This is a genomic window from Stenotrophomonas humi (assembly GCF_001431415.1).
Lineage (GTDB): Bacteria > Pseudomonadota > Gammaproteobacteria > Xanthomonadales > Xanthomonadaceae > Stenotrophomonas > Stenotrophomonas humi.
The window spans coordinates 124,271-139,713 of record NZ_LDJI01000004.1 but is presented as its reverse complement, the minus strand read 5'-3'; the positions used below and the strand labels follow the sequence as shown (position 1 = coordinate 139,713).

16 protein-coding genes are annotated in these 15,443 nt (G+C 64.3%); 4 read left to right on the top strand and 12 right to left on the bottom strand.

Translation table 11 applies throughout. The features are described from left to right. Nucleotides 1–9 precede the first annotated feature (9 nt). The 8 genes from ABB26_RS01990 to ABB26_RS01955 form a co-directional block, all read right to left on the bottom strand. Nucleotides 10–207 carry a DUF1656 domain-containing protein gene (locus ABB26_RS01990; protein WP_057631897.1) on the bottom strand — a complete coding sequence of 66 codons (198 nt, stop codon included), beginning with the start codon at nt 205–207 and terminating at the stop codon, nt 10–12. Beyond that, nucleotides 197–2,350, bottom strand: coding sequence for an FUSC family protein (locus ABB26_RS01985; protein WP_057631896.1), 2,154 nt, complete (start codon nt 2,348–2,350; stop codon nt 197–199). The genes ABB26_RS01990 and ABB26_RS01985 overlap by 11 nt, the downstream gene beginning before the upstream one ends. A 7-nt stretch (nt 2,351–2,357) precedes the next feature. Further along, the gene (locus ABB26_RS01980) at nt 2,358–2,852 is read right to left on the bottom strand and encodes a MarR family winged helix-turn-helix transcriptional regulator (RefSeq protein ID WP_057631895.1); all 495 of its coding nucleotides are present in this window, start codon (nt 2,850–2,852) and stop codon (nt 2,358–2,360) included. Nucleotides 2,853–3,081: 229 nt separating this feature from the next. Beyond that, the gene (gene cfa, locus ABB26_RS01975) at nt 3,082–4,197 is read right to left on the bottom strand and encodes a cyclopropane fatty acyl phospholipid synthase (protein ID WP_057631894.1); all 1,116 of its coding nucleotides are present in this window, start codon (nt 4,195–4,197) and stop codon (nt 3,082–3,084) included. A 16-nt stretch (nt 4,198–4,213) separates the two neighbouring features. Further along, nucleotides 4,214–5,047 (bottom strand): DUF3298 and DUF4163 domain-containing protein, encoded by an 834-nt coding sequence (locus tag ABB26_RS01970; protein ID WP_057631893.1) that lies wholly within the window; start codon nt 5,045–5,047, stop codon nt 4,214–4,216. Nucleotides 5,048–5,103: 56 nt separating this feature from the next. Then, the gene (locus ABB26_RS01965) at nt 5,104–5,397 is read right to left on the bottom strand and encodes a GNAT family N-acetyltransferase (RefSeq protein ID WP_057631892.1); all 294 of its coding nucleotides are present in this window, start codon (nt 5,395–5,397) and stop codon (nt 5,104–5,106) included. 206 nt (nt 5,398–5,603) lie between these two features. Continuing rightward, nucleotides 5,604–6,215: a rhomboid family intramembrane serine protease gene (locus tag ABB26_RS01960; RefSeq protein WP_152982516.1), complete on the bottom strand. Its 612-nt coding sequence runs from the start codon at nt 6,213–6,215 to the stop codon at nt 5,604–5,606. 21 nt (nt 6,216–6,236) lie between these two features. Further along, the gene (locus tag ABB26_RS01955; protein WP_057631890.1) at nt 6,237–7,814 is read right to left on the bottom strand and encodes a POT-type proton-dependent oligopeptide transporter; all 1,578 of its coding nucleotides are present in this window, start codon (nt 7,812–7,814) and stop codon (nt 6,237–6,239) included. 190 nt (nt 7,815–8,004) lie between these two features. On the opposite strand from ABB26_RS01955, the gene ABB26_RS01950 reads away from it, so the two are divergent. Beyond that, nucleotides 8,005–8,805, top strand: a complete 801-nt coding sequence (locus tag ABB26_RS01950; RefSeq protein WP_245626111.1) for an endonuclease/exonuclease/phosphatase family protein — start codon at nt 8,005–8,007, stop codon at nt 8,803–8,805. 108 nt (nt 8,806–8,913) lie between these two features. Here ABB26_RS01950 and ABB26_RS01945 read toward each other — a convergent pair whose 3' ends face one another. Then, nucleotides 8,914–9,525: a superoxide dismutase gene (locus tag ABB26_RS01945; RefSeq protein WP_057631888.1), complete on the bottom strand. Its 612-nt coding sequence runs from the start codon at nt 9,523–9,525 to the stop codon at nt 8,914–8,916. Nucleotides 9,526–9,786: 261 nt separating this feature from the next. On the opposite strand from ABB26_RS01945, the gene ABB26_RS01940 reads away from it, so the two are divergent. Both ABB26_RS01940 and ABB26_RS01935 read left to right on the top strand, forming a co-directional pair. Beyond that, complete coding sequence (locus ABB26_RS01940) at nt 9,787–10,251, top strand: guanyl-specific ribonuclease (RefSeq protein ID WP_057631887.1); 465 nt, start codon at nt 9,787–9,789, stop codon at nt 10,249–10,251. Further along, nucleotides 10,244–10,687 carry a barstar family protein gene (locus ABB26_RS01935; RefSeq protein WP_057631886.1) on the top strand — a complete coding sequence of 148 codons (444 nt, stop codon included), beginning with the start codon at nt 10,244–10,246 and terminating at the stop codon, nt 10,685–10,687. Before ABB26_RS01940 ends, ABB26_RS01935 begins: the two co-directional genes overlap by 8 nt. Nucleotides 10,688–10,706: 19 nt before the next feature. Here the strand turns inward: ABB26_RS01935 and ABB26_RS01930 are convergent, their stop codons facing one another. The 3 genes from ABB26_RS01930 to ABB26_RS01920 form a co-directional block, all read right to left on the bottom strand. Continuing rightward, the gene (locus ABB26_RS01930; protein WP_057631885.1) at nt 10,707–11,234 is read right to left on the bottom strand and encodes an SRPBCC family protein; all 528 of its coding nucleotides are present in this window, start codon (nt 11,232–11,234) and stop codon (nt 10,707–10,709) included. Between the two features lie 61 nt (nt 11,235–11,295). Further along, nucleotides 11,296–13,188 (bottom strand): ATP-binding cassette domain-containing protein, encoded by a 1,893-nt coding sequence (locus ABB26_RS01925; protein WP_057631884.1) that lies wholly within the window; start codon nt 13,186–13,188, stop codon nt 11,296–11,298. 18 nt (nt 13,189–13,206) lie between these two features. Further along, the gene (locus ABB26_RS01920; protein WP_057631883.1) at nt 13,207–14,112 is read right to left on the bottom strand and encodes a LysR family transcriptional regulator; all 906 of its coding nucleotides are present in this window, start codon (nt 14,110–14,112) and stop codon (nt 13,207–13,209) included. Between the two features lie 97 nt (nt 14,113–14,209). On the opposite strand from ABB26_RS01920, the gene ABB26_RS01915 reads away from it, so the two are divergent. Continuing rightward, entirely contained in the window at nt 14,210–15,265 is a 1,056-nt protein-coding gene (locus tag ABB26_RS01915; protein WP_057631882.1) for a YeiH family protein, read from the top strand. The last annotated feature ends 178 nt before the right edge of the window (nt 15,266–15,443 follow it).

Sequence of the window (15,443 nt, the reverse complement as noted above, 5' to 3'; positions counted from 1 at the left end):
AGGAATATCTCAGAACAACAACAGGCCAAGCCCGGCGAACAGGCAGACAAACACCGCGATACGGAACAGCGACGGGTGCCACACATAGCGGTACCAACCGCGCCGCCCCGCCACTGCATCCAGCGCCCACAGCAACACGCATACCACGCAGAACAACACCAGCAGTCCCGGGAACAGGGCACCACCGAAAGCCATTTCAATCGGCATTGATCACGCCCTCCTTCGACGCATCTGAAACCACGATGTAAGGCGCCATCACCGAGCGGTCATCGACCATCGCCAACCGCACCAGTCGCAGGTGATAGAGCACCTGACGCGAAATTTCAGGCGTTTCGGTATCTGCGCGTGCAGCGTCGCTGGCCCGGCGCAGCGCGCGGTCGGCGTCCTGCCATGCCTGCCGCGACGGCTGCCCAAAGAACACCGCCAGTGCGTTCACCGCCGCATCCACATCCCCATGCAATGCCGTCGACAACGGCTGTCGGGCAACGTCATGACGCAGGTGGATCAAGGCGCGCCCGGTCTCGTTGACCGCCAGCGCCCAGGCCAACAGCGAGCGCGAATCGTCGCTGCCCGGCACGGTATGGGCGACAACCTGGTGCACCAGATCGCTGCTCATGCTCTCGAAGTGATGCCGCAGACCCGGCAACGGGGCCTGTGCCGCCAACCGCACCAGTGCACGCAACGCCGCCATCTGACGTCGCCGCAACCAGCGGCTGCCCGCCGCAGGCGGTAGCAATGCAAAACCCACAGCTGCCGCACCCAGTCCCACTACCTGCGACAGTGCGTCGTTGAAGAAATGCTGCGGATCGAAGGCCATCGGATTGGTGATGGCCAGGATATTGACCAGCCCCATCGTGTAACCCAGCCCGATGATCGCCAGCTTGGGCCGGGTGGTCAGGTATGGCCCGACGATGAAGAATGGCAGCACGCTCGCCACCAGCAGGGCGTAGCCGTCCATGCGCGTCAGCACCATGAACTCACAGGCATACCCGGCCAACAGGCCCGCGATATAGCCGGACAGCACCATGCCGGTCAGTCGCGCCGCGTTGGGCGCGGTGGCGAACAGTCCTGAAAAAATGGTCGCCAACAACATCACGTTGGCACCCATCGGCCAATCCGTCACTGCCCAGAAAGCACCGAGCAGCAACATCGTCATCGTGGTGCGGACAAACGCCAGCATCGCCCCGGCACGGTCGTTGCCGCGTACGAAGCGCACCCGCTCCACGCCCTTGGAGGGCGCCACCCGGTGCAGCAGCTGGCCACGCGCGCGGATGTAGGACTCCAGTTCCTGGCTGAAACGCCGCAACAGGCCGGTGCCAACCTCGAAGTCCTCCGCCTGGCCGGCATCGTTGATTTCCGCACGCAGCGCCTTGCCGCGCGCCGGCAACTCCAGTCGCACCTGACGGATACGCGCCGCCAGCTCTTCTGCCGGCAGTTCCTGCGGCGATGATTGCAGGGCCTCGCCCAGCGGCCGATACAACACCAGCAGCGCCTGCGCCGCGACCGGCGCATCCTGCCGCATCAGGCGATTGATCAGGTGATGCAGCGACTGGAAGCTGGTGGATGCGGCCATGAACCCCTGGTTGAACTGCAGCAGGTGCAGGCTGCGTGCGCGCGCTTCCGGGTCCTCGAAGATCACCGAGCTGCGCAGATCCTCCAGTGCGATCGCGTCGCGCACCATGCTCAGGTGCTGCTGCTCCATGCGCTCGCGCGGCAGCTGCCCCATCAGCGCTTCCCTGACGAACTCCAGGAAGTTGGCGTACTGGTTGCGTACCGCATTGCGCAGGTTGTCCCGCAGACGCACCGGCAGCACCGTGTCACTGATCACCGCGCTGACCACCAGCCCCAGCATCACCTCGGTGATGCGGGCGACCGCCGAATCAAACACGTTGCCCGGGTGGGTGGTGATGACCGGCAGCGCAATGATCGCCGCGGTATAGCCGGCCAGCACGAACGCATAGGATTTGAAATTGCGATGCAGCGTGGCACCGGCCGCACAGGCGCCGATCCACAAGGCCATCACCAGCAGGAACGGCTCACGCTGCTGCGGAAACATCGCCACCACCGCCAATGCCGCAGCCGCGCCGATCAACGTGCCCAACACACGGTAGAAGCCTTTGGCCAACACCATGCCACTCTGCCGGTGCATGACGATGACCGTGGTCAGCATCGCCGTGCCCGGCTGCGGCAACTGCATGCGCATGGCCAGCCAGCCGGTGATGAAGAACGACAGCGTCACCCGCAGAACGAACAGCCAGGCGTCGGCCTCGCCGCCGAGAAAACCACGGAAACCGGAGAACCAGGTTGCGGCCCCGCGGTTGGGCGTGGCCGTTGAGGAGACAGTGGACATAGGTGACTCAGATTTCGTCGATGCCGTCGAGCATCTTCTTCAGCAGGCCTTCCAGCTGATGCTGCTCGGCATCGCTCAGGCCCTTCATTTCCGTCAGCAACAACTCGGACATGCGCGGCAGCAGGCTCTCGACGCAGGCAATGCCTTGCATTGTCAGGCGCAGCTCCAGCTTGCGACGGTCTTCGGCGTGCGGGATGCGTTCGATCAGCGCCTTGCGACACAGCAGGTCGGTCAGGCGGGTGATGTTGGCCGACTTTTCCGTCGCGGCCTCAGCCAGTTCGGACGGCCCCAGCAGACGATCCGGCGTGCCGTACAACATCATCAGCACGTTGTATTCGCCATGGCACAGGTCGAAGTCACGCAGTACCGCGTTGGCGTGGTCGTGCACGCTTTTGTAGAGCCCCTTGATCAGCCGGACCAGCACCGCCGGCTCGCGCGGGAACCCCGGCCATCGCCGGCAGGTGGCATCGATGCGGGATTCAGTGGGGTCGAAGCTGCTCATTGGTCGGCCGACGGGGAGTTCGGCAATATATTACACAAATGAAATATCAATGAGTGAACTAATTTTCACGACTGCGGGTTGGGGCCGGCCATGCGGAGTGAATCCGGCAAAATCTCATCCACTCTGAGACTAGAAACCCCTGCCCGAGACGAAAGGGCATCAAACCGCCGCAATTGCCTGATTGCTTCAACTGGCCCCACAGCCGCCCGTCACCCTTGCGGGCGATATCTCATCGAGCCGCTACATATCCCCCACGCAGGCCGCGTGGCGACAACACCAACTGCCAGAGCTGCGAATGCCGGGTGCGGAACGTGGCCATGGAGGCGGCCAGATAGAACCGCCACATCCGCCGGAAACGCTCGTCGTAACGCGGATCCAGCCGCTCCCAGGCTGCCTCCACGTTGCTGCGCCATGCCTGCAGCGTGCGGTCATAGTCGGTACCGAAGTTGTGCCAGTCCTCCAGCACGAACAAGCCCTCCATCGCGGCGGTGATCTGCGCGGCCGAGGGCAGCATCGAGTTGGGGAAGATATACCTGGCGATCCACGGGTCGGTGTGGTCACGACTGATGTTGCTACCGATGCTGTGCAGCAGGAACAGCCCTTCTTCGCCCAGACAGCGGCGGGCTACCTCGAAATAGGCACGGTAATTCTTGACCCCCACATGCTCGAACATGCCTACCGACAGAATCGCGTCGAACGACTCATCCAGCTCGTGGTAATCCTGCAGACGGATGTCCACCGGCAGGCCGGCACACAGTTCGCGCGCAAACGCGGCCTGTTCGGCGGAGATGGTCACGCCCACGCCCTGCACGCCGTAATGCTTTGCCGCGTACTTGAGCGCCTCGCCCCAGCCACAGCCTATGTCCAGCACGCGCATGCCCGGACGCAGGCCAAGCTTGCGGCAGATCAACTCCAGTTTGGCTTCCTGGGCATCGTCCAGGTTGTCAGCATCGCGCCAGTAGCCGCAGCTGTAGACCAGCCGCTTGCCGAGCATCGCCTGGTACAGATCATTGCCCAGGTCATAGTGGCGCCTGCCGACTTCGTAGCTGCCCTGCCCGGCCTGCAGGTTGAACAGCTTGGCCTTCAGCGCATCCCACACTTCACCGCTGCCATGCACGCGCTCGTCCAGCCGTGCATCCAACAGGTGGGTCAGCAGGCCATCCAGCGAATGCGCCTGCCACCAGCCATCCATGTAGCTCTCGCCCAGCCCGAGTGAACCGTTGGCCAGCACCCGCGCGTAGAAGCGCGGGTCAAGGATGTCGATATCCTGCGGACGGGCTCCCCCGGGGATGATGTCCGCTTCCTGCAGCAATGCTTCGACACGTCGTTGCAACCCTGCATCCATCGCTGGCCTCCACGATTCAGTTACGCGAGAACAACTCCCGGTAATCCGCCGCCACGTTGGGCAGCAGCGCTGCCGCCGGCACGTCCACGAACTGGGTGCCGTCGGAATACGGGCCCACCTGGTACGGCGGGAACACAAAGCGCAGGGCACTGATGTGGCCGGCGGCATCCAGCACCGGCTGGAACTGCGAGAAGTTGGCCGGCTCCGGCGCGGTGCCTTCGTCGATCATCCGCGACAGGTTGCGCACCTGCTCCTGCTGTTCTTCCGGCGACAGCTCCTCGCCCTGGGCGCGGACCGTGGCCTGCTCCAGCAGCTTGTCTTCCACATAGTCACTGACCGCCTGCCAGCCCTTGGCCGTGTTGATCAGGTCTTCGGCCTTGAGCAGCTTCTGCTGCTCCGGCAACCATACAAAACGCGCCACCAACGGCTGGCCATGCGCGCCACCGGTATAGCTGCTGCCATCGGCCGAGACCGCAACCACCTTGGGCGTGTCGGTCAGCATGTCGAAGGACAGCGACAGTTCGTAGGGCGCGGTGGGCTTGTCGTTGCCCAACTCGCTGGCGGCCTTGAGCAACTCGGCCTTGGCGTGCTCGGCGTAACTCGTCAGCTCCTGGGCCAGGCCCGGGTACTTGGCCGCCGCCGGCGGATAACTGATGCCCACCACGTAGCTCGGGGTATGTTCGATGACATCACTCAGGTTGACCGGCGCGGCGCCCGGCGCGGTTTCAACCGGCGTTGCCACTTGTTCCGGCGTCGCCGTCACCACGTCCTGCTGCCCGTCCTTCTTGCATCCTGCCAACACCAGCAGCAACGCCGCTGCGGCAAACGATCCCTGTGCAAACCTGTTCATTCGTTCTGTCCTCGGTGATCCTGCCGAACCCCCCATGGGTCGGCCGCCCGCGCCGATTATCCCAGCAGATCCGTGTACTCGGAATGACGTTGCATGAAAGCCGCAGCGTAGGCGCAGGCTGGCACCACTTTCAAACCGGCCGCGCGCGCATGCGCCAAGGCAGCACGGGTAAGGTCGGCGGCGATTCCGCGCCCACCGATGGCCTCGGGCACGCCGGTATGGGTGATGACCATGACGCCGCTTTCAAGCACGTATTCCAGCACCGCGCGGTGGCCATCCACCGTGGTTTCGAAGCAGGCCTGCGCCGGATTGTGATGGACGGTATTCGGAAGATTGCTGGTGGATGTCATTACCGGTTTCCATGGCTGCTGATGAAGGGCGCACCCGGCTACGACGGCAGGGCTCCGCCAGGTACTGTGCGTGATTGTGATTGATGATCAGGTCAAGACAGCACACCGGCCGCCCGATGCGATGCCATCCGCCGCCGCGCGGGTCCGGAAACGAACAAGGCGGTGCAAGCACCGCCTTGTCCATCAGCTTGCCACGCCGGGATTGCTCAGCGGCCGAAGCTGGGGTTCATCAGGCTGGTCATGAAGTGCTGCAGCAGGTCCGGTGACATGAACAGCATGAACATCACGCCGAACGCGGCACCGGCCAGGTGCGCGCTGTGGTTGACGTTGTCCGAGCCCTTCTTGTCCATCCAGATGCTGTAGCCCACATAGAACAGGGCATACAGGATGGCCGGTGCCGGAATGAAGAGCACGAAGATCAGCGACCACGGCGAGACCAGGATGAAGGCGAACAGCACCGCCGACACCGCGCCCGACGCACCGAGGCTGAGGTAGTTCGGGTTCTTCTGGTTCTTCAGATAGCTGGGCAGGATCGAGATCACCAGCGCCGCCAGATAGAACAGCGGGAACACCCACCAATGCCCGGTCAGCCGCCCCATCAATGCTTCGATGGGCCGCCCGAAGAAGAACAGCGTGACCATGTTGAACAGCAGGTGCGAGAAATCCGCATGCAGGAAACCGTAGGTCACCAACCGGTCGTACTGCTTGTGGCGGTCGATGGCCGGCGGCCACAGGATCAGCCGGTCGGCCAGCTTGCGGTTGTTGAAGCCCTGCCACGACACCAAGCCGGTGATGGCAATCAGGATCAGGGTAAAGATTCCACTCATGGGTTATCTGGCTCAGGCTGCCGCGCGGTAATTGTCGACCACCTTGTAATTGCGTGCGTACCAGCCGAATGCAAGGGCCGCCAACAGCGCGAACCCGGCAAAGAAGAACATCTGGAAGGCGGTCACGCTCAGGCCGGTCGTGGCGATGTTACCGGTCACCGTGTCATTGCGCACCGCGAAGTTGGCCAGCAGCACCCACAGGTTGCCGATGGTGGTGGTCAGGTTCCAGAAGCTCATCACCACGCCCTTCATCGACTGCGGCGCCTGGCTGTAAGCAAACTCCAGGCCGGTCGCCGAGACCAGCACCTCGCCGAAGGTCAGCAGCGCATACGGCAGCACCTGCCAGACGATCGACATCGGCTCGCCACCGTCCATCACCACCTGGATGCCGCCAATCACGATCCAGGCCAGGCCGCTGAAGGCGATACCGGCGGTCATGCGGCGCAGTGCGGTCGGCTCCCAGCCGAACTTGGCCAGCATCGGGTACAGCACGAGGTTGTTGAACGGAATCAGGATCATCACCAGCGCCGGGTTCAGCGCCTGCATCTGCGAGGCCACGAACCACGCCGGCTTGGTCATCTCCTCGCCCTGCAGCACCCAGGTGGAGGCCTTCTGGTCGAACAACGAATGGAACGGCGTCACCAACGCGAAGATCACCAGCACCCGCAGCACGTTGCGCACGCCATTGACCGCTTCATCCGGGTGGATGCCACGGGCGCGATCCAGCTGCAGCCATGCGCCGCCGCCCACACCGGCAATGATCAGCACCAGCGCGATACACGCGGCAATCACGAAGCCCAGCACCGGCGTCATCGCCAGCGACACCACCGCAGCCACCACGCCCAGACCGGCCAGCAGCATGCCCGGGCGGCCCTTGCCGTCCTTGCGTGCGAACAATGCGGTGCGGATCACCTTGCTGAAGGAATGCGGGTTCTCGGCGGTATCCGGCTTGATCAGCACGTACTTCTTGCGGCCCAACCAGAACACGAAGGTCGCGATGAACATCAGCAGGCCGGGGATGCCGAACGCGATCGACGGGCCGAAGTTCTTCAGGAACAGCGGCATGGTCAGCGATGCGAACAGCGAGCCGAAGTTGATGATCCAGTAGAAGGCGTCGAACACCTTCTTGGCCAGGTGCTTGTTGGTCTGGTCGAACTGGTCACCGACAAACGATGCCACCAGCGGCTTGATGCCACCGGCGCCAAACGCGATCAGGCCCAGGCCGGCGAAGAAGCCCATGCGGCTGTCCTCGAACACCGCCAGGAACGCGTGGCCCAGGCAGTAGATCAGGCTGAAGGACAGGATGGTGTTGTATTTGCCGAAGAAGCGGTCGGCGACCCAGCCGCCCAGCAGCGGGAAGAAGTACACACCAATCATGAAGGTGTGCATCAGATCCTTGGCAGCCAGCGCGCGCTCACCCGAATCCAGGATGTGCTGCAGCAGGGTGGAGGTGATCAGGAACTGCACCAGGATGTTGCGCATCCCGTAGAAGCTGAACCGCTCACAGCCCTCGTTGCCGATGATGTAGGGAATCTGGCGGGGCATTTTGCCGGATGGGGCGGGAGTTGCTGCTACGTGATTGGTCGTCATCTGGAGGCGATCAGTTGATACAAAGGTTGCAAGCGTAACCCATCGTGCCGCCATCACGCGCCCCGTCCGTACCCGTATTGCAGCGCATTGGCGCTGCCGTGCACGCGGCATGGACGGCGCCCGGATTACGATATGTCCCTCCCTTCCCTGAGCCGTTGCAATGTTGCGTCTGGGCTGTTTTGGACTGTTGGTGCTTTCCTTCTCCGTGCTGGCCGAGCCGACGATGCCGGTGATCAAGATCGCGAGCCTGCGCCTGCCGGCGACCGAAAGCGGCTGGACCGGCAACCGCGACCGTATCGCCGCACTCATGGAGGAGCTGCATGCGGACGTGATCGTGGTCCAGGACGTAAGCCAGGCCAACGGCGGTTCCAATCCTGCCTGCTGGCTCGGCAGCCGCCTGAAGTACAGCTGCGACTTCATCAGCGCCGACCGCCCCAGCCAACCCGACCGCCATGGCCACGCCGTGCTGTCGCGCCTGACCACCCTGGAAGACGCCGTCACCCTGCTGCATGGCGATCTGGCGCCCTCCGCTGCCGGCATGCAGCGCCTGGAACTGCAGCGCGCGCGCCTGAATCTCTATGCGGCCACCATGCGCCCCGCCGACAACACGCCGATCGCGCGCGGCCACCAGGCTGCCGATCTGCGTTCCTGGATGGATGCCACCAATGACGGCCTGCCCTCGTTGATCGTCGGCGATTTTGCCGCCCCTACCGAAGAACTGGTGCGACAGCTGCCCGGCTTCCAGCCGGCACGCCGCAACCCGTCCATGCGCCATGGCGATGCGCGCTCTCGCAACGGCAATGATGAGCACGGCATGGACGTGCTGTACCAGGTCCGCAGCTTCGCCGACATCCGCCAGCAGCCCATCGAACTGCCCGCCGGCGATTCCAGCGAGGCGCAACGGCTTGGCGGGATGGCTACCCTGCGCTTGACCCGGGCAGTACCAGCCGACGCGAACGAAGAAGCGCAAGCCGCGCCTCAGACACCCTGACCCAACGTGTGCCGTTGAGCGGAAAAGCAAAGGCCGGGCAATGCCCGGCCTTTGTACTTCACCCTGCTACAGCGCCGTCGCGGCGCAGCAGCAGGTTCATCGACCTTCTCAGGCGATGGCTTCCTGGTAACGACGCTCGACTTCATTCCAGTCAACGACGTTGAAGAACGCGCCGATGTATTCCGGACGACGGTTCTGGTACTTCAGGTAGTAGGCGTGTTCCCACACGTCCAGCGCCAGGATCGGCGTGTTGCCGTCCATCAGCGGGCTGTCCTGGTTGGCCGAGGATTCCACGACCACCTTCTTGTCCGGGGTGACGCTCAGCCACGCCCAGCCGCTGCCGAAGCGGGTCAGGGCTGCCTTGGTGAAGGCTTCCTTGAACTTCTCGAAACCACCCAGCTGCGAGTCGATGGCCTTGGCCACGTCGCCGACCGGCTGGCCGCCGCCATTCGGGGACATCACCGTCCAGAACAGCGAGTGGTTGGCATGGCCGCCACCGTTGTTGCGCACCGGGCCCTGCAGGTTTTCCGGCAGCGACTTGGTCTTCTTGACCAGCTCTTCAACCGGCAGGTCGGCGTACTCGGTGCCTTCCAGCGCCGCATTGACGTTGTTGATATAGGTCTGGTGATGCTTGGAGTGATGGATTTCCATCGTCTCGGCGTCGATATTCGGCTCAAGGGCGTCGTAGGCGTAGGGAAGCTTGGGCAGGGTGTAGGCCATGAGGGATCTCCGTCTGATTGCCTGGGTTCTGCGCCCGGTGGAAAACCGGGCGATGCGCAGTGAATAGTAGGGACGAAGTCGCAACTTACCAAGGCCGGTGTAAAGGAAACTTTGTCCCGCTGTTGGGCCTCGCATTGCCCGGCGTAACAACTGCCACCGTTGTTACCTCGACGTGAAGCACCACCGATAAGCCCGCCGTTCAAAAAAAACGACGTACGCACGTGATAATCATCGTCTTGTCCGCTGAACCCAGCCACGCCGATGCGCAAGCCTCAACTACTGGTCATCGCTGTAATCCTGCTCATCGTCGGGCTGTGGGGAATGCGCGCGCTGCAGCAGCCCTCGCCTCCGAAGTTCGCCCCATCGTTGACCCAGGGCGTTGCCGACAGCGCACCGGCGCCGCAACGTTCTGAAACAGCACACCGGGACGCGCTGCCTGCCTTCCTGCCGCCTGAAGCGCGCGCGACGATCGCGCTGATCCAACGTGGCGGGCCTTACCCGCACAAACAGGACGGCAGCGTGTTCGGTAATCGCGAGCGTCAGCTGCCACAGCGCCCACGCGGCTACTACCGCGAATACACCGTGGACACACCCGGACTGAACCATCGCGGCGCCAAACGCATCGTCACCGGCGGGGATCCGCCCGATGCCTGGTATTACACCGACGATCACTATGAGAGTTTCCGCAGCTTTGAAGTACCCGCCACCGGAGAACGCCATGAGTGACAGCGGTTTCGACATGGGGCTGGAAGACGCCGGCCAGGCGGGCGTCTATGGCGTCAGCATCGGCGACCTGGGTGGGTTGGCTGCCGCTGCACGCGATGCAGGTCTGAAAGTGTTGCGCGTGGACCTGGAGGGCTGTACCGACAAGCGCACGCTGCTGATGCGCATTGGCACGCAGCTGGATTTCCCGCCGGGCTGGGGCCGCAACTGGGACGCGCTGTCCGATGCCCTGCGCGACCTGTCCTGGTTGCCGGCCAACGGCTACGCCCTGTTGTTCAACGATGCCGATGACCTGCGCCAGCGCAGCAGCGGCGACTTCGACACGCTGCTCGACATCCTTTCCGAAGCCACCGCTCGCTGGACCGAGGACAAGGTGCCGTTCTGGGCATTTCTGGAGCTGCGCGATGCGGACGCCGGGGCGCCCGGAACCGACGCCTGAGACAGTCGACGGAGCGGTCTCAACGTGGCCGCGCCATCCACTCGACCAGCCCGTTGAGCTGCTGCGCCTGCACCTTGTCCACCACCGGGGCAATGCCTGACAGATCGTCGGGCGTGTAGCCGCCCGCCCGATAGCGCCATGTCACCCGGGTTGTGTTGCCCTCGGCCGACAAGGTCCATTCGGCCATGCCATGCAGGCCCATGCCCTGCATCGGCCCAAGCCCGCCGGACATCCGCAGCGTTTTTCGTGGATCGACGAATACCACTTCCAGATGTTGCGCCTGCTGCTCACCCGCCATCTCGCAGAAGCAGCCACCAGCGCGCGTCTCGATGGAAAGCGTGGAGGCGGCGCCCCACCAGGTGTGGTCCTTCGGCCACCAGTGATCGACGTCGGCCGTCATCGCCCGCCACACCTCGGCAGCGGGTGAGTGGATCAAAGCGCTGTTTTCAACCGTGAAACCGCCGGGTGTGCGGTCCCTGATCTCGGCCTGGGCCGGGGCCACCAAACCCAGCGCCAACAACGCGATGCAACCTGATGCGTAGCGCATGCGTGCCCCTCCCTTGCCGGAAAGGGGCAGCATGCGCGGCGCCACATGCCGCCGGCAAGCCTCAGCTGTCCAGTTCCTGCCAGCGTGCATACGCCGCATCCAGCTCGGCCTGCACCTTGGTCAGCTTCTGCGTGTGCGCGGTGACTTCGGCGCTGGAGCGTGTGTAGAACGAGGGATCGTTCATCGCGCTGGTCAGGCCTTCCACGTCCATTTCCAGCTGTTCGATCTTGGCCGGCAACTGCTCCAGCTCACGCGCGTCCTTGAAGCTGAGCTTGCGCTTGGCCGCTGCCGGCTCGGCCACCGGCGCCGCCGACTTGGCTGCAGGCGCGGCGGTCGCCGAAGCCTTGGCCACGGCCATGCCGCTCATCGTCGGTGCCGGGCGCTGGCGCAGCGAGTCGCTGTAGCCGCCGATGTAATCGCCCACCTTGCCCTCGCCTTCCAGCACCAGCGTGGAGGTCACCACGTTGTCGAGGAAGTCACGGTCATGGCTGACCAACAACAAGGTGCCGGTGTAGTCACCCAGCAGCTCTTCGAGCAGCTCCAGGGTTTCCACGTCCAGGTCGTTGGTCGGTTCATCCATCACCAGCAGGTTGGACGGCTGTGCGAACAGCTTGGCCAGCAGCAGGCGGTTGCGCTCACCGCCGGACAGGCGGGTGATCGGCGCGCGTGCACGCTCCGGCGTGAACAGGAAGTCCTGCAGGTAGGCGTGCACATGCTTGCGCTTGCCGTTGAGATCGATGAAGTCCGCGCCTTCGGCCACGTTCTCGATCGCGCTCCAGTCCTCGCGCAACGTGGCGCGGTACTGGTCGAAATAGGCGATCTGCAGGTTGGTGCCCTGCCGCACTTCGCCGCTGTCCGGCTGCAGCTCGCCCAGCAGCAGCTTGAGCAGGGTGGTCTTGCCGCTGCCGTTGGGGCCGATCAGGCCGATACGGTCGCCGCGCAGGATGACGGTCGAGAAGTCCTTGATCATCGTCCGCTGACCGAAGGAGAAGTTCACGTCCTTGATGTCGATGACCTTCTTGCCGGAGTTCTCCGCACCAGCCGCTTCCAGCTTGACGTTGCCACCCAGCTCGCGGCGCTGCACGCGCTCGCTGCGCATCGCCTTGAGCCGGCGCACGCGGCCTTCGTCGCGGGTACGGCGGGCCCTGATGCCCTGCCGGATCCACACTTCTTCCTGTGCCAGCAGCTTGTCGAAGCGGGCGTTTTCCTGCGCCTGCGCGTTGAGACGCTCCTCACGGCGGCGCTCGTAGTTTTCCCAGTCGCCCGGCCAGCTGGTCACCTGGCCACGGTCGATCTCGACGATGCGGGTGGCCAGTGCACGCAGGAAGCGACGGTCATGGGTGACGAACACCACGCAGCCGTTCCAGCCCTTGAGGAAACCTTCCAGCCAATCGATGGCTTCGATGTCCAGGTGGTTGGTCGGTTCGTCCAGCAACAGCACGTCCGGCCCGGCCACCAGCGCGCGCGCCAGCAGCACGCGGCGCTTCATGCCGCCAGACAGACGGCTGAATTCGGCGTCGCCGTCCAGCTCCAGTTTGGTCAGGGTTTCAGCTACACGCTGGTCCAGACCCCAGCCGTCAGCGCCGTCGATCTTGGCCTGCACGTCGCCCATGGCGTCGCCATCGAACACCTCGGCATGGCTCAGGCGGTGGAACTCGGCCAACCAATGGCCCAGTTCGCCCAGGCCTTCGGCGACCACGTCAAACACGCTGCCGGCCGCGCCATGTGGCACCTCCTGCTCAAGCCGGGTGACGCGCACGCCCTGCTGGACGCGCACTTCGCCGTCGTCGGGCTTGAGCTCGCCGGCCATCAACTTCATCAAAGTGGATTTGCCGGCGCCGTTGCGGCCGATCAGGGCGATACGCTCGCCTGCTTCGATCGACAGTTCGGTTTTTTCCAGCAACAACGGGCCGCCGACGCTGTAGTCGACGTTCTGCAGAGTAATCAAAGACATCCGCCTATTGTACGGGACTCAGGCGTCGGCGAAGACGTCCCCGGGCAGCGCCAGCAACTGACGCAGGCTGGCCGGCACCCGTTTGCCGGGGTGCCGCACCAGCCACAGCCGTCGACTCAGTGGCGGCAACGGGGTGACCAGCACCTGCAGCCTGCCCAGCGCCACCAGGTCGGCCACGGCATGCCGCGACAGGCAGGCCAGCCCCAAACCGGCCACCGCGCCCTGTTTGATCGCCTCCGTACCGCCCAGCTGCAGCACCTGGGAAAAGCCATGCAGATGCGGCAGCAAGGCCTGTTCAGCGGCTTCGCGGGTACCCGAACCCGGCTCGCGCAACAACCAGCAGGCCTGGCGCAGCTGGGCCATGTCGGCACCGTGACGCAGCTCGGCCGCCATGGGATGACGCTCGCCGAACACGATGACCAGCTCATCGTCCTTCCATTCGGCAACCTCCAGCCCCGGCTCGTGGTTCGGTCCTTCGATCAGGCCGATATCCACTTCCAGCCGCTGAACGGCGGTGGTCACCTCGCGGGTGTTGCCGATGACCAGATCAACGTGCGCCTGGGTGTTGATTTCCAGCAGGTCGGCGATGCGGGCCGGCAGCAGGTAGTTGCCGATGGTGGTGCTGGCCCCCACCCGCCAGCGCACGGGCGCGACATCTTCCCGCCCGAGGCGGAAGCGACGTTCGATATCCGCCATGCCCGCCAGCAGCGCCCGTGCCTCCGGCAGCAGCGCGCGGCCGTGGCCGTTCAGCACCAGCCGACGCCCGACCCGATCAAACAGCGCCAGGCCCAGCAGGTTCTCCAGTTCATTCAGGGCAGCACTCACCGCCGACTGCGACAAACCAATGGCCTCGCCGGCGGCGGTGGTGGTCCCGGCCTCGGCAATGGCCGAAAAGATCTGCAGCTGCCGCAGGGAAAGATGCATGAATTACCCGTAAAACAGGTTGAATTTACAAATACTATCCGTTTTACAGCTTATACCTCCCGGAGCAGGATGGGCCATCTTCTGATAACCCACTGTCATGAATACCGCCACACAACACTTGATCCGGCCGACTCCCAAACTTCTCCCCGGCCTGCTGCTGACCGCCGCGATTGCGGGCGTGTCGATTTGGCTGGGCACCCTGCCGTGGATGCAGGCGCACGGCATCAGCGCGCTGACGCTGGCGATCGTGATCGGTATCGCCGTGGGCAACTCCGTCTACGGCACCCTGGCACCGCGCGCCGCGACCGGGGTGGGGTTTTCCAAAGCCACCCTGCTGCGCGCCGGCATCATTCTCTACGGGCTGCGCCTGACCCTTCAGGACATCGGCCAGGTCGGGCTGACCGGCGTGGTGATCGACGCGCTGGTACTGTGCTCCACCTTCGCCCTGGCCTGGTGGCTGGGCACCCGGGTACTGGGACTGGATCGCAACTCGGCGCTGCTGATCGGTGCCGGCAGCTCGATCTGCGGTGCTGCTGCCGTGATGGCGACCGAGCCGGTGGTCAAGGGCCGCGCCGAGCAGGTGGCGGTCGCCGTGGCCACGGTGGTCGTGTTCGGCACGCTGGCGATGTTCCTGTACCCACTGTTCTACCAATGGGGCGTCAGCGCTGGTTGGATGCCACTGGATGAAACCGCCTTCGGCGTGTTCACCGGCGCCACCGTGCACGAGGTCGCCCAGGTGGTCGCCGCAGGCCGCGCGATCGGCGAGCCCGCCGCCGATGCGGCGGTGATCACCAAGATGGTGCGGGTAATGATGCTGGCGCCGTTTCTGGTCGGCCTGTCGGCGGTACTGGCCCGTGGCAAGCGGGCGGGAAGCGATGAGCGCTCGAAGATCACCATCCCCTGGTTTGCATTCGGCTTCATCGCCATGGTCGCGTTCAATTCGTTGCAGCTGCTGCCGGCCCACCTTGTAACCCTGCTGGTGGATCTGGATACCGCGCTGTTGGCGATGGCGATGGCCGCACTGGGTTTGACCACACATGCTTCTGCATTGCGTCAGGCCGGGCCCAAACCAATGCTGCTGGCGTTGCTGTTGTTCGCCTGGCTGCTGGTTGGTGGGATGGTGATCAACCTGGGAATCCGTGCGGTGTTGTGATGACCGCGGCGCCTGTACTGACAGACCGCGGATGCTCCCTTCCCCCGCCTGCGAGGGAAGGTGCCCGGAGGGCGGATGGGGCTTCGCTTTTTGCTTCTGCTCTAGATGCCCCCAAAGCGCCCTCACCCCAACCCCTCTCCCGCAAGCGGGAGAGGGGCTCAAGCGGGCGAGCACCGGC